The organism is Mesorhizobium sp. M1307 (assembly GCF_040318155.1).
GTDB lineage: Bacteria > Pseudomonadota > Alphaproteobacteria > Rhizobiales > Rhizobiaceae > Mesorhizobium.
In genome coordinates, this window is the sequence record NZ_JAMYLR010000005.1 from 61,650 (window position 1) to 82,698 (window position 21,049).

A 21,049-nucleotide genomic window follows, 5' to 3' on the forward strand; every position below is an offset into this window, starting at 1 on the left:
AACATGCGCATCAAGACGGTCCAAGCCTGGTGGGTCCGCATACCGATCGAAGCCGCGAAGCAGCACCGCAGCGACTTCGGTCAGGTGGCGACGTTCGACGCCGCCATCCTGCGCATCGAGACCGACGACGGGCTGGTCGGCTGGGGCGAGGGCAAGAATGCCGCCGGCAGCGCCGGCAGCTACGGCGCCCTTGTCCATTTGCTGAACTACGAGGTCGGCCCGCAGCTGGTCGGCCGCGACCCGGCTGACATCGGCGTCATATGGGAGATGCTCTATAATGGCACGCGCCACGACAGCGCCGCTCGCGCTGGCCACGCCATGCCGCAATTGGCACGACGCGGCATGAGCATCGCCGCTATCAGCGCCGTCGACATCGCATTGTGGGACATTCTTGGCAAATCGCTCGGCGTTCCGGTCTGGCGGCTGCTCGGCGGCCGCAAGCTGGACCGCATGCCGGCCTATGCTTCCGGCGGCTGGGCTACTGCGGAAGCCATCGGCGACCAGCTGCAGTCCTACATCACCAAGGGCGGTTTCAAGGCGCTGAAGATGCGCGTCGGCGCCATGGACGGCGCCCCACATATCTCGGCCGCTCGCGTCCGTGCCGCCAGACAGGCGCTCGGTCCCGATATCGACCTGATGGTCGACGCGCACGGCACCTACACGGTGGCCGAAGCCAAGCGCTTTATCCATCTCGCCGGCGACCTCGATCTCGCCTGGTTCGAGGAGCCGGTGATCGCCGACGACAAGCCCGGCATGGCCGAGGTGCGCGCCTGCGGTTCGATCCCGATCGCCACCGGCGAAAGTGAGGCGACGCGCTATGCCTTCCGCGACCTCGCCGTGCTCAAATCCGCCGATATATTCCAGCCGGATCCGGCCTTTTGCGGTGGCATCAGCGAGGCGATGAAGATCGGCACCATCGCCAGCGCCTTCAATCTGCGCTTTGCGCCGCATCTTTGGGCCGGCGCGCCCTGCTTCTTTGCCGGGCTGCATGTCTGCGCTGCTTCACCGGCGAGCTTCACCGTCGAATATTCGCTCGGCGCCAACCCGATGATCCACGATCTGATCGAAGAGACTGTCGAAGCAAAGGACGGTATGGTAGCGATCCCTGATAGACCCGGGCTGGGATTCACCATTTCGGAGCGGTTCCTGGAGGCGCACGCGCAACACGGCTGACATGAAAGAAAAGAACCTTCTCGCGGAACTCGCCGCCTATCTGTTCTCCCATTCGGACAAGGAGACGGGCCGCACGCCGTCGGAGCGCGAACTGGCAGAGCATTTCGGCGTCAGCCGCGGCCAGATCCGCGAGGCGCTGGCCATTCTCGAGGCCATGCGCATCGTCGAGCGACGGGCGAAATCCGGCATCTACATCGATACGAAGCAGGCGAGCGTCGAGGCGATGGCGCTGTTCGCCCGCGCCGGCCTGCCGCTCGATCCCGTCCAGATCTACGAGACGGTCGAGTTGCGCAAGATCCACGAGATCAAGGCCGCCGAACTTGCCTGTTCACGCGCCACCGAGGAGAATTTCGAGCGGCTGCGCGAGATCCTGAAGGCCTCCGAGGATCGCATCGCCGCCGGTGAAGGGCTTGCCCGGGAAGACCGCGAGTTCCACCTCGAGATCGTGCGGGCGACCAAGAACAGCGTCTTCCACAATATCTGCAGCGTCTACTACATGATGGGTGAACTGCGCCTGCCGATCTATTTCAACGATCCCGAACGCAGCGTGCGCTCCCATGCCGAGCATATCCAGATTTACGAGGCGCTGCTGCGCCGCGATGGCAATCTCGCCCAGGCGCTGATGAGCGCCCACCTGCAAGGCGCGGAAAGCTACTGGAAGGGGCTGATCGAGGGGCGTGGGGCGGAACCGGAAAGCCCTGCGCTCGAAAAGGCCTGAAATGCCCAAGATCCTGTCAACACACAGACTGCACCCTCGTGCCGCTTCCATGCTGACCGGGGCCGGCGAACTCGTCGTTGCTTCCGCCCTCGATGCGGCCACGCTGGCCGCCGAGGCGAGGAACGCCGATGTCATCATCGTTCGCGCTCCCTTGCCTGCGGCGCTTTTCGAAGGCGCGAAGAAGCTCAGGGCCGCGATCCGCCACGGCGCCGGGCTGGACATGGTACCGATGGAAGCGGCCAATGCGGCCGGCGTGCTGGTGGCGAATGTGCCGGGGGTGAACGCGCGATCTGTCGCCGAATATGTGATGTTCGCGGCGCTGGCGCTGCTTAGGCGCTTCCGTGTGTTGGACCGCGACTTGCGTGCGAAGGGCTGGCTGGCGGGCCGCGAACACACGGTGGTGGCCAGCGAGCTAGCGGGCAAGACGATCGGCATTGTCGGCCTCGGCGCGATCGGTCAGGCGGTTGGCCACATCGCCGCCCATGGGTTCGATCTGAATGTGGTGGCGACGACGCGCGGCATGCGGCCGGCGCCGGACAGGGTCGGCTTCCTGTCGATCGATGCACTCATCGAGCAGAGCGACATCATCGTTCTGTGCTGCCCGCTGACGCCCGAAACACGGGGGCTGATCAGCCGCGAGCGCATTGAGCGGATGAAGCCGGATGCGCTGCTGATCAATGTTTCGCGCGGGCCGGTGATCGATGACGACGCGCTGATCGAGGCCTTGAAGAAGGGCCGCATCGGCGGCGCTGCGCTCGATGTTTTTGCTACACAACCGCTACCGCCCAACCATCCTTATTTCGGCTTCGACAACGTCATCGTCACCCCGCACATGGCTGGGATTACCGAGCAGTCGATGATGCGCATGGGCGTCGGCGCGGCTGGCGAAGCCTTGCTGGTGCTGGCCAACAGATTGCCGGTCAATCTGCGCAACCCCGAAGTGGTCGAGCACTACCGGCGGCGGTTCCCTGCCGATTTCTGAAAGCGCCCCAATTTTCCCGAATTCGCCGGCGATGGTGCCAGCATGGCAAGCGTCACAAAATTCCTACTGACCGCCGGCTTCTGCGTGGCGACGGCGCAAGCCTTCGCCAACGGACAGGGTAGCTACGTGTTCTGCGACAACGGCATACGCTGCGTGGCGGCACCCTGTCCATCGAACAGCGCACTCGACCTCGCTGCTGGGAAGCTCATCAAAGGCGTTTCAATCGACATCGATCGCCTGCCGCAGCAAGACAAGGCGCTCGATCTTTCAGACAAGCTCTATGCCGGCAAGGTCGTTGTTGTCGGCTCGATCGAGAACCGCACCCGGACCTTCAACGGCAAGCGGTACACCCTGCCTTGGCTGGTCGCCACCAGCATCGAACGCGCCGCCAAGGACAGCGAACGCGGCCACTGCTCGTCGCGCTGACACGCGCTATCCGATCAATTTGCAAGCAGCCCCTCCACGCCGGCTGCGATGCGCAGTAGGTGGTGGTCATGGCCATTGCGCGCCACCAGCATCAGCCCGGCCGGACGCGTCATTCCCGGCATCGGCAGCGAGATGGCTGATAGATCGAACTGGTTGGCGACCTGCGTGTTGCGCAGCAGAAGGCCTTCCGTCCTGTTGCACAGAGCCTCGTCGCTGGTCATCGACACGATCGTCGGCGCCGTCACCGGTGTGGTCGGCAGGGCCAGCACGTCGACCGACGCCAGCCGGTCATCCATCGCGGCGGCCAGCGCCGTGCGGCGGCGCATTGCCCTGATATAGACCGTGGCCGGAATGGCGGCGGCGCGCGACAATGGCCCGCTTACCCGCGGGTCGACCGGCCTCGTCGCTCCCGTCGCCAGCCAGTCGGCATGGATCTCCGCCCCTTCCATCGCCGCGATCGACGCGCGTTGGGTTGCCACGCGCAGATCGGCAAGCAGGTCGTCGATCGACAGCTCCACAAGCCGTGCGCCGCTAAGCTCTATCTTGCGCAGACACCGGTCGAACGTCGTCGCGACCTCTTCCTGCGTATCATCGAACAGCACGCCGCGCGCAATACCGATGCGCAGGCCGTCCAGCGGCAGCGGCAACAGTGCCGCCAGGTTTTCGCCCGACATCACTGCATCGGCCGCCGCACATTCGGCGACGGTGCGGGCCAGCGGACCGATCGAGTCCAGCGTGGCTGACAGCGGAAACGCACCCGCAAGCGGCACGCGCCGCGCAGTCGGCTTGAAACCGACGACGCCATTCAGCGATGCCGGAATGCGCACCGAACCACCGGTATCGGAACCGATGGAGATTTCGCTGGTGCCTTCGCCCACCGAAACGCCGGCGCCTGAGGAGGAGCCGCCCGGAATACGGCTGGCATCGCTAGCATTGCCGGGCGTGCCATAATGTGGATTGACGCCGATCGCAGTAAAGGCGAACTCGGTCATGTTGGTCTTGCCGAGGATGATTGCGCCGGCCTGGCGCAACTGTTGCACGACAATGGCATCCCGCAGCGCCGGCGCTGCGTTGGCGAGCAGCAGAGAGCCCGCCGTGGTCGGCTCGCCGGCGACATCGAACAGATCCTTGATCGAGACGATCGCCCCATCGAGCGGCCCGAGCGTGACGCCGGCTTTTCGCCGCGCATCGGTGGCGTCCGCCGCCGCCCGTGCGGCTTCCGGGTAGAGCTTTACGAAAACCCTCTCATCGTCGACGCGAGCGGCAAGAGGCGAAAGAATTGCTTCGAGGTGATCGCGGGCTGATTGCATTTTTCGGTGTCGGACTCCGCGCGCTTGCAACGTCTTAAGGTAGTAGCCAGAAACTGGCCGCAGGAGACATAGCCCGGCACGGTCGGATTTGCACCTGTCGAACCGAAGGAGGAAGGCCCGATGCTCTACCAAGGCAGCTGCCACTGCGGCAAGGTCGCGTTCGAGGTCGAAGGCGAGCTGACCGGAGCCGTTCGGTGCAATTGCTCGATCTGCTCGCGCAAGGGTGCACTGCTATGGGCAGTTCCGCATGAGAGCATGCGGGTGCTTGCCTGGGGCGATGATCTCGGCCGCTACAGCTTCGGCAACCATGTCATCGCCCACCGCTTCTGCCGCAGCTGCGGCATTCACCCCTTCGCCGAGGATGTCGGCGAAGGGAGCGGGCGAAGTGCCTATATCAATATCAATTGCATCGAGGCGTTGGACGTCGCCGCCGTGCCGGTCTTCGACTTCGACGGCCGTTCCGTTTAGGCCTTGGGGTCGTCGATCGGCTTGGGGCCAAGGAAGAACGCCGCCAGTGCCGCAAGCAACGTCGCCGCCGCGCAATAGGCGAAGGCGGTGGCAACGCCGGTATTGTCGACCAGCAGGCCGCCGAAGACGGCGCCCAACGCGATGGCGACCTGGAACGTCATAACCATGAGCCCACCGGCGCTTTCCGCCTGATCGGGGGCGGCCCGCACCAGCCAGGTCTGCAGCCCGACTGGGACGGCGCCGAAGGCAAAGCCCCAGCTGGCCACTGCTATTGCAGCCACGACGGGTGAACCTCCGACCACCAGCAGCAGGAGCGCCGAAAACGCGATCAGCAGGGGCGCCAGGCTGACGGCTGCCTTGAGGCTGCGTTCGGCAATGAAGCCGCCGGCAAAATTGCCGAAGAAGCCACCAATGCCGTAGGCGAGCAGCACAAGCGAGATCGTCTCGATGTCCAGCGCGGGCACCTTCTCGAGAAACGGGCGGACATAGGTGAAGCCGGCAAAATGTCCCGAGGCGACCAGCAGCACCACCAGCAGCGCCACCCTGATCATCGGCCGCTTCATCACCTCCAGCAGCGTACGAAAACCTGCCGTACCTGCAGGCGGCAGCTTCGGGATGGTAGCCACCTGCACCAGCAGCGCCAGCGCACCAACCACGGCGGCGATCATGAACGCCGTCCGCCAGCCCCAGATGTCGCCGACATAGGCGCCGACCGGAGCCGCGCAGACCGTCGCCACCGAAACGCCGGTGAGAATGATCGACATGGCACGCGGCATCAGCCGCATCGGAACGAGCCGCATCGCCATGGCTGCCGACATCGACCAGAAGCCGCCAAGACTGATCCCGAGCATGATGCGGGCAATCAGAAGAACGGGAAGCGAGGACGCAAACGCGGCCACCAGGTTTGACAGCACAAGCAGCACCGTCAGCGCCCACATGACCAGCCTGCGGTCCAGCCGCTTGGTGACAATAGCCATGGTCGGCGCCGCAATCGCGCCAATGACGGCGGTGGCCGTTACCGCCTGCCCGGCGGCGCCTTCGGTGATGCCGAGATCCTGTGCAAGCGGCGTCAGCAGGCTGGCAGGCAGAAATTCCGCGGTCACCAGGCCAAAGACTCCGAGCGCCAGGGAGACCACCGCCCCCCATGCGGGCTCGGATCGTTCGCCGGTTTCCGATGGGTCGAGAACGGCGTCCATGACGCCTGTCGCGGGTTCGGTCATGAGGGATCTCCGATCTGGTTGCAGCGCAGCATTTGGCTGCAATGCAACATAGGGAGTGACTGTCTGGAGTTTCCATGCTAGAAACACCATTATGCTTGACCGTTCGTCCAAAATTCCAATCACCGGTGATCCGCTGACAGACATATTGCGCGGATTGCGCCTCGAAGGCGTCGATTACGGCCGTTGCGAGATGAAGGAACCCTGGGGCATCCATTTTCCGGCCCAGGCGGCGGCACGGTTTCATTTCATCGGCCGCCAAGGCTGCTGGTTGCTGCAGCCGTCCGGTGAATGGGTCGAGCTCAAGGCGGGCGACGCTGCCTTGTTGCCGCGCGGCTCAGCCCACACGCTGGCGAGCGAGCCGGGTATCGAGGCGGCGCCGATCCACGGCTATGATGTCGAGGAAATCTGCAAGGGTGTCTATTGCATGTCGAATGACGGCATGCCCGGCTGCCGTCCGGGGACCTTGCTGTTTTTCGGCAGCATGTATTTCAATCTCGATGGCTTGCACCCCTTGCTCGGCATGATGCCGGACGTGATGCGCGCACATGAGTTGGAGGCCTATGAGCCAGGTATCCCGCATTTGCTGGAAGCGATGGCCCGCGAGGTGACGATGGAGCGCGTCGGCTCTGGCGGCATCCTGGCGCGGCTGGCCGATGTGCTCGCCGCGACCGTCATCCGCTCATGGGTCGAGCGCGGCTGCGGCGACTCTTCCGGTTGGATTGCGGCGGTCAGGGACCGCGAGATCGGCCGGGTGCTGGCCGCGATCCATCTGGAACCGAACCGCGACTGGACGGTGGAGGCTCTGGCGAAGATGATGGGTGCCTCGCGATCAGGTTTCGCCGAGCGCTTCGCAACCATTGTCGGCGAAACACCGGCAAAGTACGTCACGCAGGTGCGGATGCACCAGGCGAGGCAATGGCTGGTCCGCGACCGGCTCAAGATTTCCGTCGTCGCGGCGCGCCTCGGCTACGAATCCGACGCCTCCTTCAGCCGCGCCTTCAAACGGGTCATCGGATCGCCGCCCAGCCATTTCCGGGCCGAGGAACAGGCGGAGATCCGCCAGGCCGGCTAAACGTTGGCCGGCTTATTGCTCGGTGATGCAGGCCGAGCCGGCGCTGCTCTTGCAATATTTGCCGGAGGCCCCGCACCTGCCATCCGAGACTTCCACGACGGTGCCGCTCAACAACAGCTTGCAGTCGCTGGTGGACAGATTGACCGTGCCGTTGAGGTCCTTGATCTTCTTGGCGTCGACCTTCGCGCCGGCGACAACTTTCTTGGCTGCCTGCGCCTCGCCCAGATGCGCCGCCGACAATCCCATACCGGCGACGAGCAGGATCGTCGCAAAACTGCGGAACAGATTTCCCATAGCCAACCCTCCATTTTGGGCCTCCAAATTGGGCTTGCAAAGCCCGTTTGGGACCAAAGGATCAGCCTATTCGACAAATCGGAGCATCCGCATCCCCCGTACGGGGGATGACGGGAAGACTCGAGCATTTCGCAGCCAAGCGGAATCACGTGGCGTCGCACAAATGCGGCTAAAACACATGGATAGAGCGGCATGCACGGTTCACTTTGAACGTATCCCGCTCTAGCGCAGTAAAGACGCTTGTACTTAGCCGGCGTGACGCAGGCTTATTCCGCTGCCCTTGTCGAACAGCACCACCTTGTCCGGGTTCCAGGCAAAGCGCACCGGCTGCTCTATCTGGACGTCGGTCCTCGCAGGCACGGTGGCGCGCAGCATGGCGTCGCCGACCCGCAGCGTCAGGATCTTCTCGACGCCATGGTTCTCGACGTCATGGACCCGCGCCTCGACCGGCGCGCCGGTCTCGAGATAGACGTCCTCGGGACGAATACCGAAGACGAGCGGGCGACCGTCGGTCGCCGCGCCCGTCTTTAGCCCCCACGAAGTCTTGGCACCCCCCGCAAACGGCAATTCGAAATTGAGCGGCGCCATCACCGCACGTCCGTTGACGAGCTTGCCGTCGATGAGATTCATCGGCGGCGAGCCGACGAAGCTTGCCACGTAGGTGTCGCGCGGATTGTTATAGATCTCGTACGGCGTGCCGGTCTGGACGATGCGGCCATGGTTGAGCACGCCGACCTTGTCACCCATCGACATCGCCTCGATCTGATCATGCGTCACGAACAGGAAGGTGGCGCCAAGCTGCATCTGCAGGTTCTTCAATTCGGTGCGCAGCGCCTCGCGCAATTTGGCGTCGAGCGCCGACAACGGCTCGTCCATCAGGAACACCCGCGGCTTGCGCACGATGGCGCGACCGATCGAGACACGCTGCATCTCGCCGCCTGAAAGCCTGTCGGTCTTGCGGTCGAGCAGATGCTCGATCCTCAGCGTCCTGGCCGCGCGGTCGACACGATCCTTGATCTCGGCATCGGGCAGCCGGCGGATCTTCGGCTTCAGCGGAAATTCGAGGTTCAGGCGCACCGTATAGCGCGGGTACAGCGAATATTGCTGCAGCACCAGCGCCACGTCACGCTCGGCCGCGCCCCAGTCGGCGACATCGACGCCGTCGATGAAGACCTGGCCTTCGCTCGGTTTTTCCAGGCCGGCAATCATGCGCAGCGTCGTCGTCTTGCCGGCGCCGGTCTCGCCAAGCAGGACGAAGAACTCGCCATCGGCGATGTCGAGATCGAGCCCGGTCAAGGCGGTGTGGTTGCCGAATTTCTTCGAGATGTTCTTGAGCTGGATGTGGGCCATCAGAGTCTCACTCCCAGCGATTTGCCGCTCGCCGTGTCGAAGAAATGCGCCTGGCTGGGATCGATTCTGACGAAGACTCTTTCGCCGGGGCCGCCGATGAAGCCGCTCTTGGTGCGCGCACGCAGCATCTTGGAGCCGACCTTGAGGTCGACGATGTCGAAGGACCCGAGCGGCTCGACGATCTGCGTCTCCACCGGCAAGAATCCCTCGGCGGCTTCGCGGCGGACGAGGACGCCTTCCGGCCGGATGCCGAGCGCGAGTTGGCTGCCGGCATGGCCGTTGAGCTTCGACAGCAAGGCGCGCGGGAATTCGAAACCGGCGGCCGCATCGCCGACCGTGACCGAGGCCGATGAGGCTTTCTCGGTCACCGAAGTGTCGGCGACGTTCATCACCGGGCTGCCTACAAATTGCGCGACGAAAAGATTCGCCGGATGCGAATAGACCTCGTCCGGCGAGCCGACCTGCTGCAGCACACCTTCATGCATGATGACGATGCGGTCGGCGAGGCTCATCGCCTCGATCTGGTCGTGGGTGACGTAGATGCTGGTCGAGCCCTGCTTGATGTGCAGCCGCTTGATCTCGGCCCGCATCTCCTCGCGCAGCTTGGCATCGAGCGCCCCGATCGGCTCGTCCATCAGCATCGCCTTCGGCCGCCGCACCAAGGCTCGGCCGATCGCCACGCGCTGCATGTCGCCGCCCGACAGCGCCGACGGTTTCTTGGCGAGGAGATCGCTGATCTGCAGCGTCTTGGCGACCGAGCGCACCTCGCTGTCGATCTCGGCCTTGCTCTTGCGCGTCGCCCTGAGCGGAAAGGCGATGTTCTCATAGACGCTCATATGCGGATAGAGCGAGAACGACTGGAAGACCATGGCGATATCGCGATCGGCGGCCTTGAGGTGCTGGACCGGTTTGCCGTCGATGAGGATGTCGCCGCCGTCGATCGTCTCCAGCCCTGCAATCGCCCTGAGCGTCGTCGTCTTCCCGCAGCCCGACTGGCCGAGCAGCACGATGAACTCGTTGTCGTCGATCTTCAGGTTGAGGTCCTTGATGACCTGGACGGCGCCGAAATATTTCTGGACGCCTCGAAGCTCGATCTGGGTCAATGCTGTGCCCCCGGATTTGCCCCTTGCCCGGTGCCGGCCTTCTCCTCCGGCGCGATCTTGGAGGTGATGTTGAAGCCGATCAGGCCGATCAGGATGATGGTCACGCCATAGCTGTGCAGCAGCATGTTCCACGGCTGGCAGAGCGCGATGATACCGAGCACCATCAGCACCTGGCTGCCCGGTTCGAGATATTTCTGGTTGATGTCGCGAAAGCTCATTTGCGGATCGCTCCAAACGACATGCCGCGCAACAGGTGGTTGCGGAGCAGGAAGGTGAAGATCGCGACCGGCAGCAGGAACAGGAAGGTTCCGGCGGCAATCACCGTCCAGTCCGGCAGGCCGGAACCGACTTGGCTGGGGATGAAGGGCGGTGCTGTCTGGGCACGGCGGCTGGTCATGATCAGTGCGAAGGCATATTCGTTCCACGCCGTGATAAAGCAGAACACGGCGGTGGCGGCGATGCCGGTGGCGGCCTCGGGCAGCACGATCTTGAAGAAGGCCTCCATGCGCGTATAGCCGTCGACGAGGGCCGCCTCCTCATACTCCTTGGGGATCTCGTCCATGAAGCCTTTCATCAGCCACACCGAGAAGGACAGGTTGAAGGCGGTGTAAAGGATGATCAGGCCGATATGGGAATCGTTGAGGCCGACCGCCCGGTACATCAGGAACATCGGAATGGCGACGACCACCGGCGGCAGCATGCGTGTCGACAGGATGAAGAACAGTAGGTCCGCCTCGCCTTTTACCTTGAAGCGCGAGAACCCATAGGCGGTGAAGGTGCCCATGCCGACGGCCAGGACGGTCGAGGTTATGGCAACGATCAGTGAGTTCATGAAACGGCTCGGATAGCCCGACCACTGCACCTGGCCCTTGCCGTCGCGCACGATCTTTTCGCCCCCATTGAAGACGACGCGCTCCCACCACGGCGCAGCCGCGTACTCCTCCGGCGACGGCGGGCTGCGCAGCTGCGAACGCTTGGTGAACAACTTGACGAAGGGCGATATCTCCGGCTGGAAAACCACCGTCGGCGGAATGGTGGTGGCGAGGTTGCGCGGCTTGAACGCCGTCGAGGCGATCCAGTAGATCGGCGCCAGGAAGATGATCGTCACCAGCAGGACTGCGACGATGGCGACCCGGTTGAAGGTGATTTCGGAAGAAGTGCGGACTGCGGCCATCTCAGCGCTCCTTCACCTTGTTGAGGTATTTGACATAGATGTTGGTGATCGCCAGCACCATGATCAGCACGATGTAGGCGAGCGCGCAGGAACGCCCGGTCTGCCATTCCTGGAACGCCATCTTGTAGAGCCGGATCGAGATCAGCTCGGCCGTCGGCTGGCTGGTCAGGATGTAGGCGAGGTCGAAGGTCTTGAACGCCTCCATGGTGCGGAAGATGACCGCGATCATCAGGATCGGCGCAACCAGCGGCAGCGTTATGCGGAAGAAGGTGTAGAATGGCCCGGCCCTGTCGATCGCGGCTGCCTCGTAGAGATGCTTGGGCACGGCCGACAGGCCGGCCAGCGACAACAGCATGACGAAGGGCGACCACATCCAGATGTCGGTCAGCGCGACCGCATAGAGCGCCATTTTCGGATTCGACAGCCATTCGAAGGTGCCGAGGCCCAGCGCATAATTGATGATGCCGAAGGACGGATCGTAGAGCAGCTTCCAGAACAGGCCGACGACGGCCATCGACAGCATCATCGGCAACAACAGGAGCGTCGTCAGCAGGCCCTTGAGCGGAATGTCGCGGTTGAGCAGCATGGCCACGCCGAAGCCGACGAGCAGCTGGCCGGCGACCGAGATGATGACGTATTTTGCGGTGATGGCGAAGTTGGACCAGACATAGGGATCGCTGAGCAGGTCGCGGTAGTTTTGCAGCCCGACGAAATTCGCCGCCGCGCTGGTCGAGGCGCGGAAATCGGTGAACGAATAGCCCAGCGAATAGATCAGCGGGAAGATGTTGAAGACGATTAGAAACAGGATCGTCGGGATGATGAAGAGATTGCGGATCGAAATGTCGCTTAGACCGCGAGCGGCGGCCCGCGAGGACCTGTCCAGCGTGGTGATCATTGTGGTCGCCAAGACCCTGCTCCCAGTTCAGAAATCAGAAAGATTTCAAAAATCAGAAAAAGAAACGGAGGAGGCACGAACGCCCCCTCCGTGAAACTTCATACTTATTGGCCGCGGCCGTATTTCTTGAAGGTCGCGTTCCAGTCGGCTGCCAGTGCGTCCAGCGTCTCCTTGGCGGTGCCTTCGCCGCCGATCATGTAAGGATAGATGCGCTGGTTAAGCTGCTGCAGCAGTTCCGCGTATTCCGGAACCGCCCAGAAGTCCTTGACCTTGAACATGGTCTCGTAGAACGCCTTGTTGTAGGGCGTGGCGTTCTGGAATTCGGGCGACTTGAGCACGGCGGCACTGCAGGTGTAGCCGCCAAGCGCTGCCCATTTCTTCTGGGTCTCGTCCTTGATGAACCATTCCAGGAACTTCGTCGCCTCTTCCTGCTTCTGCGAGTAGGAAACGATGGAGATGCCCTGACCGCCGAGTGCGGCGAACTGGTCGCCGCCAGGTCCGGCTGGATTGGCGAAGAAGCCGGTGTTCTTGGCGTTCGGGTTCGACGCCTCGTTGATCAACGAGGGGAAGAACGCGAAGTAGTTCATGCTCATCGCGGCCAGGTTTTCAGTGATCGCCTGGTTGTCCTCGACGAAGAACGACTTGGCCCAGCCCGGAGGCGTGAACTTGTAGAGTTCCTTGTAGGCGTCGAGCGCCGCGATCGCCTTGTCGGAGTTGATGAAGCCATCGACCTTGTAGGTCTTATAGTCACCCAGCTCGCCGCCGAAGGAAAACAGCGCGTTTTCGAAGCCCATCGCCATCGCGTCATAGGAATTGTCGGTGTAGATGGCGATGCCGTATTTTTTCTGGTCCGGCCGGTAGAAGAATTCGGCGATGTCGCGTAGCGCCTTGAAATCCTTCGGCACGTCGAGATCGTAGCCATACTTGGCCTTGAAGGCTTCCTTTTCCTTGGGGTCTTCGAACCAGTCCTTGCGATAGGACCAGCCGACGGCGTCGCCTTCGAGCGGAATGGCCCAGTACTTGCTGCTGCCGCCCGGATATTCGGCATAGTATTTCACCGTGGCCGGTGCCATCACTTCACCGACCTTGTGCTTGTTGAAGAAGTCGGTCAGGTCGACATAGTGGCCACCGGTCGAGCCGGCACCGAGCCATTGCGAGTCGCCGACGACCATATCGTAGGCGTCGCCATGGGCGTTGAACTCGGTGAAGGCCTTGGTCTGAAAGTCGGGCCACGGTGTGGTTTCCACCGTGATCTTGACGCCGGTTTCCTTCTCGTACTCGTTGCCGAGTTCCTGCAGGTAATTGGCCGGATCCCATTCCGCCCAGAAGATTGTAAGTTCCTTTTCCTGCGCGTAGACGGACGTTCCGCAGGCGAGCACTAGGCCGATACCAGCAAGCAAGCTGGTCATTGTCTTGCGCATAATGATTTCCTCCCTTGTGCGCATTCTACCGCTCATGAGAACCGGCATCGAGGCCGGCCCTGGTAGTCCTCCCGTGACGGCACCGCTTCGGTCTGTGAGCCTCCTCGCTCGACCGTAACGGATCTCAGCCTTCACCTTTGATCCGCTTTATTTGTCCTGATCTGGTATTACCAATTTAAGAGGAACGTCAAGCCCTTTCTTGGACGATGGCGGACACGCAGACAAGTTGGCTTCTGCGATATCTGCCTGTTTTCCCTGAATTTTCCTACTCCTTGATACATGAATGCCGTACTTGGGTCGCTGCATCGCTAGTAGCATGAATAGCCAGGTTGAAAATCTGGTCGAACCAGATTGGCGTCATCTCACGGCGGTCGTCGGCGCGATCCCATCTCCTTCAATCATCGATTCGGTCATAGCCGCGCGCACAAGAGCGCCGGCCGCCCATTGCGCAACCGACATCATACTGCGGCTATCCAATCCCCATATATCCTTCAATACGATCAGCATCTCAACACCGAAGATCAATGACAGCGCCTGCGCGAGCCGCTTGAATTCGCGCGGCGGCAACCGGCCTTTGAGTGGCGCGATCGCATCTTTCAAAAGATCGACGCGATGGCCGCGCGTGAAGGCAGGTTCGCCGTCAAGCGTGCCTGCCTGTCGCTGCGCCCACTGGTCGAGCGACAGTTTCAGCGCCGCCTTGAACGTCGCTTCGAAGACCTCGATGCGCGGCATGGCGGTCTCGAACAGCTCGGCGACCCGGCGCTCGGGATCGGCAGAGCTCGATTTCCACGTAAGGATCGGCCCAAGCCCCTCATCGACCACCGCCTGCACCAACGCCGCCTGGCTCGGAAAATACCGATAGGCGGTGGCGCGCGAGACCTCCGCTGCCTCCGCCACCTCGCTGACGGAGGGCGTGGCGCCTGCCTGCATCAGCTTTGTCGCCGTCTCCAGCATGAGACGCCTGGTGCGCACGCGGGCCCCGCGCTCTACTTGGGGGTTCGGCCCTTGGCTGGCATCGTCGTCCATTGCCGCTTGTTGACGTGAGACATTCATGTCAATACGATACGCGTGTCTCAAAAAATTGCAATGGCCCTTCGCGCCGTCGAACGGCCGGGCAAAAAGGGGCGGCAGCGCCGAGCACGCCCAAGACCGGGGAAACGCGATGAAGCGCATCTATGTGGTGGGCACCGCCGACACCAAGGGCGAGGAACTCGCATTTCTGGCCGATGCGGTCGCGGCTACCGGCGCTTCGATTGCCCGTGTCGACATCGGAACACGCGGCGCGACCGTGCCGGTTGATGTTTCGGCAGACGAGGTCGCCAGCCACCATTCCGAGGGTCGCAATGCCGTGCTCGGCGTCGACGATCGCGGCACCGCGGTGGCGGCGATGGCTGCCGCCTTTGCCCGGTTTGTCCAGTCGCGCAGCGATATTGCCGGGATTATCGGCATTGGCGGCGGTGGCGGCACCTCGATCATCACCGCAGGCATGCGCACGCTGCCGCTCGGTCTGCCCAAGATCATGGTTTCGACGTTGGCCTCGGGTGACACCGCGCCTTACGTCGACGTCTCCGACATCGTCATGATGCCGTCGGTGACGGACATGGCCGGCCTCAACCGGCTTTCGCGTGTCGTGCTGCACAATGCCGCCCAGGCGATATCAGGCATGGCGACAAAGCCGGCGCCGCCGCCCGAGGGCAAACCGTCGCTCGGCCTCACCATGTTCGGCGTCACCACGCCATGCGTGACCGCGATCGCCGATGAGCTTCGTTCGACTTATGACTGCATGGTCTTTCATGCCACCGGCACCGGCGGCCGCACCATGGAAAAATTGGCTGACAGCGGCCTGTTGTCAGGCGTCATCGACATCACAACGACCGAAGTCTGCGACTTGCTGCTTGGCGGCGTGCTGCCGGCGACCGAAGATCGCTTTGGCGCCATCGCCCGCACCGGGCTGCCTTATGTCGGCTCGGTCGGCGCGCTCGACATGGTCAATTTCTGGGCGCCGCCGACAATTCCGGAACGCTATCGCGGCCGGCTGTTCTATGAGCACAATCCAAACGTCACACTGATGCGCACCACTGCCGACGAAAGCAGAACGATCGGCGAATGGATCGGTACAAGGCTGAGCCTCTGCCAGGGTCCGGTTCGTTTCCTCATTCCGGAGAAAGGCGTGTCGGCGCTCGACATTGAAGGCGGCGCCTTCTTCGACCCTGAAGCCGATGCCGCTTTGTTCGAGGCGATCGAGCGTACCATCAAACCCGCCAAAACGCGGCGCGTGCTGCGCCTGCCGCTTCATATCAACGACCCCGAATTCGCCTGGGCTGCCACAACGGCCTTCCTCGACATCGCCAGACAGTGAGACACCAAGACATGGCCGCCATACCGCGCAAGAAAATCCTGGAGAAATTCCGCAAGATGATCGCGGACGGCGTGCCGATCGTCGGCGGCGGTGCCGGCACCGGCCTGTCGGCCAAGGCAGAGGAAGCCGGCGGCATCGACCTGATCATCATCTACAATTCCGGCCGCTACCGCATGGCCGGGCGCGGCTCGGCCGCCGGCCTGCTCGCCTATGGCAACGCCAACGAGATCGTCAGGGAAATGGCCTACGAAGTGCTGCCGGTAGTGAAGAAGACGCCGGTGCTGGCCGGCGTCAACGGCACCGATCCCTTCGTCATCATGCCGCTGCTTTTGGCCGAGTTGAAGACGATGGGCTTTTCCGGTGTGCAGAACTTTCCGACCATCGGCCTGTTCGACGGCCAGATGCGGCAGAGTTTTGAAGAAACCGGCATGGGCTTCGGGCTCGAGGTCGACATGATCGCCGAGGCTCACAAACTCGACCTGTTGACCACGCCCTATGTCTTCAACCCAGACGAGGCGCGCGCCATGACGACAGCTGGCGCCGACATCGTCGTCGCCCATATGGGGGTGACCACCGGCGGCTCGATTGGCGCGACATCGGCTAAATCGCTGGACGACTGTGTGAGCGAGATCGACGCCATCGCCAAAGCGGCACGCTCAGTGCGCGACGATATGATCCTGCTTTGCCATGGCGGGCCGATCTCGATGCCGGACGACGCCAGATATATTCTCGAGCGCTGCAAGGGCCTGCACGGGTTCTATGGCGCCAGTTCGATGGAGCGGCTGCCGGCGGAAGCCTCGATCGCCAGGCAGACGGCGGATTTCAAGGCCGTCACGTTCGGCGCTGCGTAGAGACCAGCAAAAAGAAGGGTGGGACGATGACCGACAACAGCAAGGTATTCGTATATCGAAAAGACGTCAGCGCCTTCGGCTTCGACTGGGGCAGGCTGTCGCTGACGGTCGCTCCCGAAGTGAACGGCGCAAAGCGATTTTCCGGTGGTGTCGTCGACCTACCGTCAGGCAAAGGCCATACGCGTCATAACCATCCGGGTGCGGAGGAGATCATCTTTGTCATCTCAGGCGATGGCGAGCAGATGGTCGAGGACGAGAAAGGCAACCCGGTCGTCGAGAAAGTCGGCCCCGGCTGCACCATCTATGTGCCGGAAAGCCGCTTCCACTCGACGCTCAATACCGGCGACGGGCCGATGCAGCTTTTCGTCGTCTATTCGCCGGCCGGGCCGGAACTGGCGTTGCGGGAGTTGCCGGATTTCAGGTTGATCCCGCCGGGCAGATAATGTCACAGGCTGAGGCCAATCTTCATCGCACGAGCGACCCTTGCTAGGTTGTTAGTATCGCTTCCCAGAGCGAGCCTATCCGGCAAAGTGGGGACATCGCGCTCTGATCGGAAAGCATGCACGACGAGTTCGACGTACTCGCCGCCGACGTTCAGATAGTTTGATTGAAAGGAGATTTTGAATGCCCAGTCGCCGGCCCGACGACTCGCATGAGGACCGCTTTTCGCAAAGCGGAACCCAATCGGTTCGAACTCCATGGAGATCTGCTCGCACCCGTCGATAAAGACCTGCTTGGGCAGTTCGCGTTCCATATCGGCAAATGCTCGCTGGTGTGACCAATTGTTTGCTCGGACGAGGTAATCTCAAGAACGGGCTAGGTACCAGCGCCTAAGCCGCCCCCGCCCCTGTTCCAGCCCCGGCCCCGATCGCCGAACATGACGTAGCCGGCATCGGTCACCGCCACCGTGTCCTCCAGCTTGATGAAGCCGCGCGTCGGGTGGAGCATGGTCGTCTCGACCGAAAGCACCATGTTCTTCTCCAGCGGCTTTGCGGCATAGGTGCCTTCATATGTCACCGGATGGTTGGTCATCAGGAACGGCGCTTCATGCGTGATCAGCCCCATGCCATGCGCGAAAAAATCAGTATAGGCCGCAACCTTGGATTTCTTCAGAACGCCTTCGGCATGAGAAATCATGTCACCGCCCAGCGTGCCCGCCTTGACCTTGGAGAAGGCCGCCTGCTGCACTGTCTCGATCTCGGCCAGCAGATCCTCGAGTTCGGCGTCAGGGTCGCCCAGCACGCCCATGCGGCAAAGATCGCCGATATAGCCGTGGTAGTTGCCGCCGGAATCGATCGACATCACCTCGCCCTTCCTCCACGCCTGCTGCGAGGCGGCGCGGTTGTGGCTGGAGCCTAGCGTCAACAGGCAATATTCGAAATGCGCGCCGCGATTGGTCTCCTCGCGCCTGAGCTGTTCGATGATCTCGCTCTTGGTCGTGCCTTCGCGTGCCCAGCCGATGGTCGCCAGCATAGAATCGGTGATCAGTTCGGAGGCGATGCGCAGCTTTTCCAGCTCCGCCTCGGTTTTGATTGTCCGCATGCGCTCCAGCATATCAGTCGCATCGATCAGCTTGGCATCCGGCAGCGCGTTGCGGATCAGCATATAGGCGTCGGACGGCAGGAAGGCGGGCTCGATGCCGATGCGGGCATTGCCCTTGCCGATCTTTCGCAAATGCTCGACTGCCAGATTGGCGGCATCGAGCGTACCCCAGCAGGCGGCATGCAGTGTCGGCGTCCAGAATGGATGATTCTGGTGCTCGCCGCCTTCCATGCGGTTGCCGATGTAGGCGGCATGCTCCGGCCCACCTTTCTCATAGACGACGACAGGCAGATAACGGCTGTGGCCGATTGCATCCATGGCGGCGAAGAAGATGAACTTGTAGCCGCCAAGCAGATATTGCGTGTTGTGCTTGGAGGTGGCGAGCAGCACGTCGATGCCGGCCTCCTCCATCAGCCCGTCCACCCTGGCCTGGTCGAACGGCACGCTGCCGACGGCATTCTTGCCTCGGGCAATGTTCATGTCTCTCTCCCTGAAATCCCTTAGCCGGCCGCTCGCCGGCACCGGCTTTTCCGGCTCTGAACCTCGGCTATGCTTAAATCTGCATCATTTTGCCCGATCTGGTCCAGCCAGAACGGGCGAACCAGCCCCAAAAGCTGCTCCACCTGCTGCACTTTACTCCAGTCTGGTCCTGCTAGAGCCGCGCGTCGAACCGTTTTCTGTACAAGTGGTCCAGCGGACGGAAATTTCAAAGCCACATAGAGATGCGCCAATTCCGTCTTTGGCGAAACCCCGCACAAGGCCCATAATCAGCTTTGCAGGATGCTTACGAGCGTCCGAGGGGTACGGCGGACCCGGCCGGGTCCGAGGAGAGGACGGAGTTCGATCATGCCAGAGTTCACCATTTCCAGACGTACAATGCTGGCCGGTTCGGCATTGCTGTTGGCCTCCACCGCCATGCCGACGATCGGCTCGGCGCAGACGCCGAGAAAGGGCGGACGACTGGTTGTCGCCGCCGATTCCGAGCCGCGCAATCTCAATCCGGCGATTGTCGCCTCGAACGGCGTCTTCTTCATTTCGAGCAAGATCGTGGAAACCTTGGCCGAGGCCTCCTTCGGCGGCAAGGACGGGCTCGATCCGCGCCTGGCGCTCAGCTGGGAAGGTGCCGCCGACGGCATGGCGGTGACGTTCAAACTGCGCGAGGGCGTCAAATGGCATGATGGGAAGCCATTCACCTCAGCCGATGTCGCCTTCTCGGCGCTGCAGGTCTGGAAGCCGCTGCAGAACCTCGGCCGCACCGTGTTCAAGGATCTGAAGGCGGTCGACACGCCGGACGAAACCACCGCCGTGTTCAAATTCGCCAAGCCGACACCGTTCCAGCTGATCCGCAACGCCTTGCCGGCGCTGAGCAGCGTGGTGCCCAAGCACATCTACGAGACCGGAAAGATCGAGGACAACCCGGCCAACAACGCCCCGGTCGGCACCGGACCGTTCAAATTTGCCGAACACAAGCCCGGCGAATATTACCGGCTGGAGAAGAACACCGACTATTGGGGCAAGGACGAGCCCTATCTCGACGAGATCATCTATCAGGTGCTGCCGGACCGCACGTCGGCGGCCAGCGCCCTGGAAGCCGAAGAGATCCAGCTCGCCGCCTTCTCCGCCGTGCCCCTGGCCGATCTCGACCGCATCTCCAAAGTGCCCGGTCTCAAGGTGATCACCAAGGGTTATGAAGGGCTGACCTACCAGCTCGTCGTCGAGATCAATCATCGCCGCAAGGAGCTGGCCGACCTGAAAGTACGCCAGGCGATCGCTCACGCCATCGACAAGGATTTCGTCGTCAAGACGGTATTCCTTGGCTATGCCGCCACCGCCACTGGCCCGGTGCCGAAAAACGACCCGCAATTCTACACCGCCGACGTGCCGACCTACGCCTTCGACGTCGCCAAGGCCAACGCCTTGCTTGACGAGGCCGGCTACAGCCGAGGTGATGACGGCAAGCGCTTTTCACTGAGGTTGCTGCCGGCGCCCTACTTCAACGAAACCAAGCAGTTCGGCGACTATCTGCGCCAGGCGCTCGCCGCCATCGGCATCGACGCCCAGCTGGTCAACAACGACTCTGCCGCGCACATCAAGGCGGTTTACACCGACCACGCCTTCGACCTTGCGGTCGGGCCGCCGGTGTTCCGTGGCGATCCGGCGATCTCGACCACCATCCTGGTGCAGAGCGGCATTCCCGACGGCGTGCCCTTCTCCAACCAGGGTGGCTACAAGAATGCCGATCTCGACGCCCTGATCGCCAAGGCATCGGAGACGCTCGACACCGCCGCCCGCACTGAACTCTACAAGGAGTTCCAGAGAAAAGTTGCCGCCGACCTGCCGCTGATCAACGTCGCCGAATGGGGTTTCATCAGCGTCGCCCGCGATACGGTCAACAACATCGCCAACAACCCGCGCTGGGCGGTATCGAACTGGGCGGACACTTGGCTGGAGGGGTAAGGAAGTCTCTCCAGACTTGCGCGCCGCTTGTGTGGGTGCTCAGCTTCAGCGATGAGAGCTTTTTCGCGCCCCCCTCTGTCCTGCCCTCTTTGCCACCACTTGGCATCTCCCCCACGAGGGGGGAGATCGGCTGTCATTGTCGCTTTCGCCAATCTCCGGCGTTGCAAGACGGCCGGCAACGCCGAAACTGCCAATCTCCCTGCTTATGGGGGAGATGTCCGGCAGGACAGAGGG

Annotated in this window: 22 protein-coding genes; 10 read left to right on the plus strand and 12 right to left on the minus strand. The window is 62.4% G+C overall.

The annotated features are described in order from the left end of the window. Positions 1 to 3 precede the first annotated feature (3 nt). From NKH16_RS08700 to NKH16_RS08715, 4 genes are read left to right on the plus strand one after another with little or no spacing between them, the layout of a single operon-like run. On the plus strand, positions 4 to 1,173 hold the full coding sequence (locus NKH16_RS08700) for a mandelate racemase/muconate lactonizing enzyme family protein (protein ID WP_023675189.1): 1,170 nt from the start codon (positions 4 to 6) through the stop codon (positions 1,171 to 1,173). A 1-nt stretch (position 1,174) separates the two neighbouring features. After that, on the plus strand, positions 1,175 to 1,891 hold the full coding sequence (locus NKH16_RS08705; RefSeq protein ID WP_352448394.1) for a FadR/GntR family transcriptional regulator: 717 nt from the start codon (positions 1,175 to 1,177) through the stop codon (positions 1,889 to 1,891). A 1-nt stretch (position 1,892) separates the two neighbouring features. Beyond that, positions 1,893 to 2,873, plus strand: a complete 981-nt coding sequence (locus NKH16_RS08710; RefSeq protein WP_352746358.1) for a hydroxyacid dehydrogenase — start codon at positions 1,893 to 1,895, stop codon at positions 2,871 to 2,873. 42 nt (positions 2,874 to 2,915) lie between these two features. Continuing rightward, complete coding sequence (locus NKH16_RS08715) at positions 2,916 to 3,299, plus strand: DUF6748 domain-containing protein (RefSeq protein WP_023675186.1); 384 nt, start codon at positions 2,916 to 2,918, stop codon at positions 3,297 to 3,299. Between the two features lie 14 nt (positions 3,300 to 3,313). On the opposite strand, the gene NKH16_RS08720 is transcribed toward NKH16_RS08715, so the two are convergent. Then, entirely contained in the window at positions 3,314 to 4,609 is a 1,296-nt protein-coding gene (locus NKH16_RS08720) for an amidase (RefSeq protein WP_352448397.1), read from the minus strand. Positions 4,610 to 4,729: 120 nt separating this feature from the next. Between NKH16_RS08720 and NKH16_RS08725 the strand changes: the two genes are divergently transcribed. Beyond that, positions 4,730 to 5,077 (plus strand): GFA family protein, encoded by a 348-nt coding sequence (locus tag NKH16_RS08725; RefSeq protein ID WP_023675184.1) that lies wholly within the window; start codon positions 4,730 to 4,732, stop codon positions 5,075 to 5,077. Here the strand turns inward: NKH16_RS08725 and NKH16_RS08730 are convergent. Then, positions 5,074 to 6,297, minus strand: a complete 1,224-nt coding sequence (locus NKH16_RS08730) for an MFS transporter (RefSeq protein ID WP_352448398.1) — start codon at positions 6,295 to 6,297, stop codon at positions 5,074 to 5,076. The genes NKH16_RS08725 and NKH16_RS08730 overlap by 4 nt on opposite strands. Positions 6,298 to 6,388: 91 nt before the next feature. Between NKH16_RS08730 and NKH16_RS08735 the strand changes: the two genes are divergently transcribed. After that, positions 6,389 to 7,369 (plus strand): AraC family transcriptional regulator, encoded by a 981-nt coding sequence (locus tag NKH16_RS08735; protein WP_352448399.1) that lies wholly within the window; start codon positions 6,389 to 6,391, stop codon positions 7,367 to 7,369. 12 nt (positions 7,370 to 7,381) lie between these two features. Here NKH16_RS08735 and NKH16_RS08740 read toward each other — a convergent pair whose 3' ends face one another. From NKH16_RS08740 to NKH16_RS08775, 8 genes are all read right to left on the minus strand, one after another. Next, complete coding sequence (locus tag NKH16_RS08740; protein WP_352448400.1) at positions 7,382 to 7,663, minus strand: hypothetical protein; 282 nt, start codon at positions 7,661 to 7,663, stop codon at positions 7,382 to 7,384. Positions 7,664 to 7,909: 246 nt separating this feature from the next. Further along, a complete protein-coding gene (locus NKH16_RS08745; RefSeq protein WP_352746356.1) occupies positions 7,910 to 9,013 on the minus strand; it encodes an ABC transporter ATP-binding protein in 1,104 nt (367 codons plus the stop codon). Then, positions 9,013 to 10,116, minus strand: coding sequence for an ABC transporter ATP-binding protein (locus NKH16_RS08750; protein ID WP_352456825.1), 1,104 nt, complete (start codon positions 10,114 to 10,116; stop codon positions 9,013 to 9,015). The genes NKH16_RS08745 and NKH16_RS08750 overlap by 1 nt, the downstream gene beginning before the upstream one ends. Then, positions 10,113 to 10,334, minus strand: a complete 222-nt coding sequence (locus NKH16_RS08755) for a hypothetical protein (protein WP_023675179.1) — start codon at positions 10,332 to 10,334, stop codon at positions 10,113 to 10,115. The genes NKH16_RS08750 and NKH16_RS08755 overlap by 4 nt, the downstream gene beginning before the upstream one ends. Beyond that, on the minus strand, positions 10,331 to 11,290 hold the full coding sequence (locus NKH16_RS08760; RefSeq protein ID WP_292661213.1) for a carbohydrate ABC transporter permease: 960 nt from the start codon (positions 11,288 to 11,290) through the stop codon (positions 10,331 to 10,333). The genes NKH16_RS08755 and NKH16_RS08760 overlap by 4 nt, the downstream gene beginning before the upstream one ends. A gap of 1 nt (position 11,291) precedes the next feature. Further along, on the minus strand, positions 11,292 to 12,197 hold the full coding sequence (locus NKH16_RS08765) for a carbohydrate ABC transporter permease (protein ID WP_254816733.1): 906 nt from the start codon (positions 12,195 to 12,197) through the stop codon (positions 11,292 to 11,294). 92 nt (positions 12,198 to 12,289) lie between these two features. Beyond that, positions 12,290 to 13,606 carry an ABC transporter substrate-binding protein gene (locus tag NKH16_RS08770; protein WP_352448404.1) on the minus strand — a complete coding sequence of 439 codons (1,317 nt, stop codon included), beginning with the start codon at positions 13,604 to 13,606 and terminating at the stop codon, positions 12,290 to 12,292. Between the two features lie 357 nt (positions 13,607 to 13,963). After that, the gene (locus tag NKH16_RS08775; protein WP_502894974.1) at positions 13,964 to 14,659 is read right to left on the minus strand and encodes a TetR/AcrR family transcriptional regulator; all 696 of its coding nucleotides are present in this window, start codon (positions 14,657 to 14,659) and stop codon (positions 13,964 to 13,966) included. 109 nt (positions 14,660 to 14,768) lie between these two features. On the opposite strand from NKH16_RS08775, the gene NKH16_RS08780 reads away from it, so the two are divergent. From NKH16_RS08780 to NKH16_RS08790, 3 genes are read left to right on the plus strand one after another with little or no spacing between them, the layout of a single operon-like run. Continuing rightward, positions 14,769 to 15,965, plus strand: coding sequence for a Tm-1-like ATP-binding domain-containing protein (locus NKH16_RS08780; RefSeq protein ID WP_352685844.1), 1,197 nt, complete (start codon positions 14,769 to 14,771; stop codon positions 15,963 to 15,965). 11 nt (positions 15,966 to 15,976) lie between these two features. Then, positions 15,977 to 16,816, plus strand: coding sequence for a phosphoenolpyruvate hydrolase family protein (locus tag NKH16_RS08785; RefSeq protein ID WP_352746355.1), 840 nt, complete (start codon positions 15,977 to 15,979; stop codon positions 16,814 to 16,816). A gap of 26 nt (positions 16,817 to 16,842) precedes the next feature. Next, entirely contained in the window at positions 16,843 to 17,259 is a 417-nt protein-coding gene (locus NKH16_RS08790; RefSeq protein WP_352746352.1) for a cupin domain-containing protein, read from the plus strand. A gap of 2 nt (positions 17,260 to 17,261) precedes the next feature. Here NKH16_RS08790 and NKH16_RS08795 read toward each other — a convergent pair whose 3' ends face one another. Beyond that, complete coding sequence (locus tag NKH16_RS08795) at positions 17,262 to 17,570, minus strand: hypothetical protein (protein ID WP_352876485.1); 309 nt, start codon at positions 17,568 to 17,570, stop codon at positions 17,262 to 17,264. A gap of 62 nt (positions 17,571 to 17,632) precedes the next feature. Next, complete coding sequence (locus NKH16_RS08800; protein WP_352746350.1) at positions 17,633 to 18,838, minus strand: M24 family metallopeptidase; 1,206 nt, start codon at positions 18,836 to 18,838, stop codon at positions 17,633 to 17,635. A gap of 366 nt (positions 18,839 to 19,204) precedes the next feature. Between NKH16_RS08800 and NKH16_RS08805 the strand changes: the two genes are divergently transcribed. Then, complete coding sequence (locus tag NKH16_RS08805) at positions 19,205 to 20,815, plus strand: ABC transporter substrate-binding protein (RefSeq protein ID WP_352746347.1); 1,611 nt, start codon at positions 19,205 to 19,207, stop codon at positions 20,813 to 20,815. The last annotated feature ends 234 nt before the right edge of the window (positions 20,816 to 21,049 follow it).

Coding starts and splice junctions, on each gene's coding strand:
- NKH16_RS08700 (WP_023675189.1), top strand. CDS start 4: ATGCGCATCAAGACGGTCCAAGCCTGGTGGGTCCGCATACCGATCGAA.
- NKH16_RS08705 (WP_352448394.1), top strand. CDS start 1,175: ATGAAAGAAAAGAACCTTCTCGCGGAACTCGCCGCCTATCTGTTCTCC.
- NKH16_RS08710 (WP_352746358.1), top strand. CDS start 1,893: ATGCCCAAGATCCTGTCAACACACAGACTGCACCCTCGTGCCGCTTCC.
- NKH16_RS08715 (WP_023675186.1), top strand. CDS start 2,916: ATGGCAAGCGTCACAAAATTCCTACTGACCGCCGGCTTCTGCGTGGCG.
- NKH16_RS08720 (WP_352448397.1), bottom strand. CDS start 4,609: ATGCAATCAGCCCGCGATCACCTCGAAGCAATTCTTTCGCCTCTTGCC.
- NKH16_RS08725 (WP_023675184.1), top strand. CDS start 4,730: ATGCTCTACCAAGGCAGCTGCCACTGCGGCAAGGTCGCGTTCGAGGTC.
- NKH16_RS08730 (WP_352448398.1), bottom strand. CDS start 6,297: ATGACCGAACCCGCGACAGGCGTCATGGACGCCGTTCTCGACCCATCG.
- NKH16_RS08735 (WP_352448399.1), top strand. CDS start 6,389: ATGCTTGACCGTTCGTCCAAAATTCCAATCACCGGTGATCCGCTGACA.
- NKH16_RS08740 (WP_352448400.1), bottom strand. CDS start 7,663: ATGGGAAATCTGTTCCGCAGTTTTGCGACGATCCTGCTCGTCGCCGGT.
- NKH16_RS08745 (WP_352746356.1), bottom strand. CDS start 9,013: ATGGCCCACATCCAGCTCAAGAACATCTCGAAGAAATTCGGCAACCAC.
- NKH16_RS08755 (WP_023675179.1), bottom strand. CDS start 10,334: ATGAGCTTTCGCGACATCAACCAGAAATATCTCGAACCGGGCAGCCAG.
- NKH16_RS08760 (WP_292661213.1), bottom strand. CDS start 11,290: ATGGCCGCAGTCCGCACTTCTTCCGAAATCACCTTCAACCGGGTCGCC.
- NKH16_RS08770 (WP_352448404.1), bottom strand. CDS start 13,606: ATGCGCAAGACAATGACCAGCTTGCTTGCTGGTATCGGCCTAGTGCTC.
- NKH16_RS08775 (WP_502894974.1), bottom strand. CDS start 14,659: ATGAATGTCTCACGTCAACAAGCGGCAATGGACGACGATGCCAGCCAA.
- NKH16_RS08780 (WP_352685844.1), top strand. CDS start 14,769: ATGAAGCGCATCTATGTGGTGGGCACCGCCGACACCAAGGGCGAGGAA.
- NKH16_RS08785 (WP_352746355.1), top strand. CDS start 15,977: ATGGCCGCCATACCGCGCAAGAAAATCCTGGAGAAATTCCGCAAGATG.
- NKH16_RS08790 (WP_352746352.1), top strand. CDS start 16,843: ATGACCGACAACAGCAAGGTATTCGTATATCGAAAAGACGTCAGCGCC.
- NKH16_RS08795 (WP_352876485.1), bottom strand. CDS start 17,570: ATGGAACGCGAACTGCCCAAGCAGGTCTTTATCGACGGGTGCGAGCAG.
- NKH16_RS08800 (WP_352746350.1), bottom strand. CDS start 18,838: ATGAACATTGCCCGAGGCAAGAATGCCGTCGGCAGCGTGCCGTTCGAC.
- NKH16_RS08805 (WP_352746347.1), top strand. CDS start 19,205: ATGCCAGAGTTCACCATTTCCAGACGTACAATGCTGGCCGGTTCGGCA.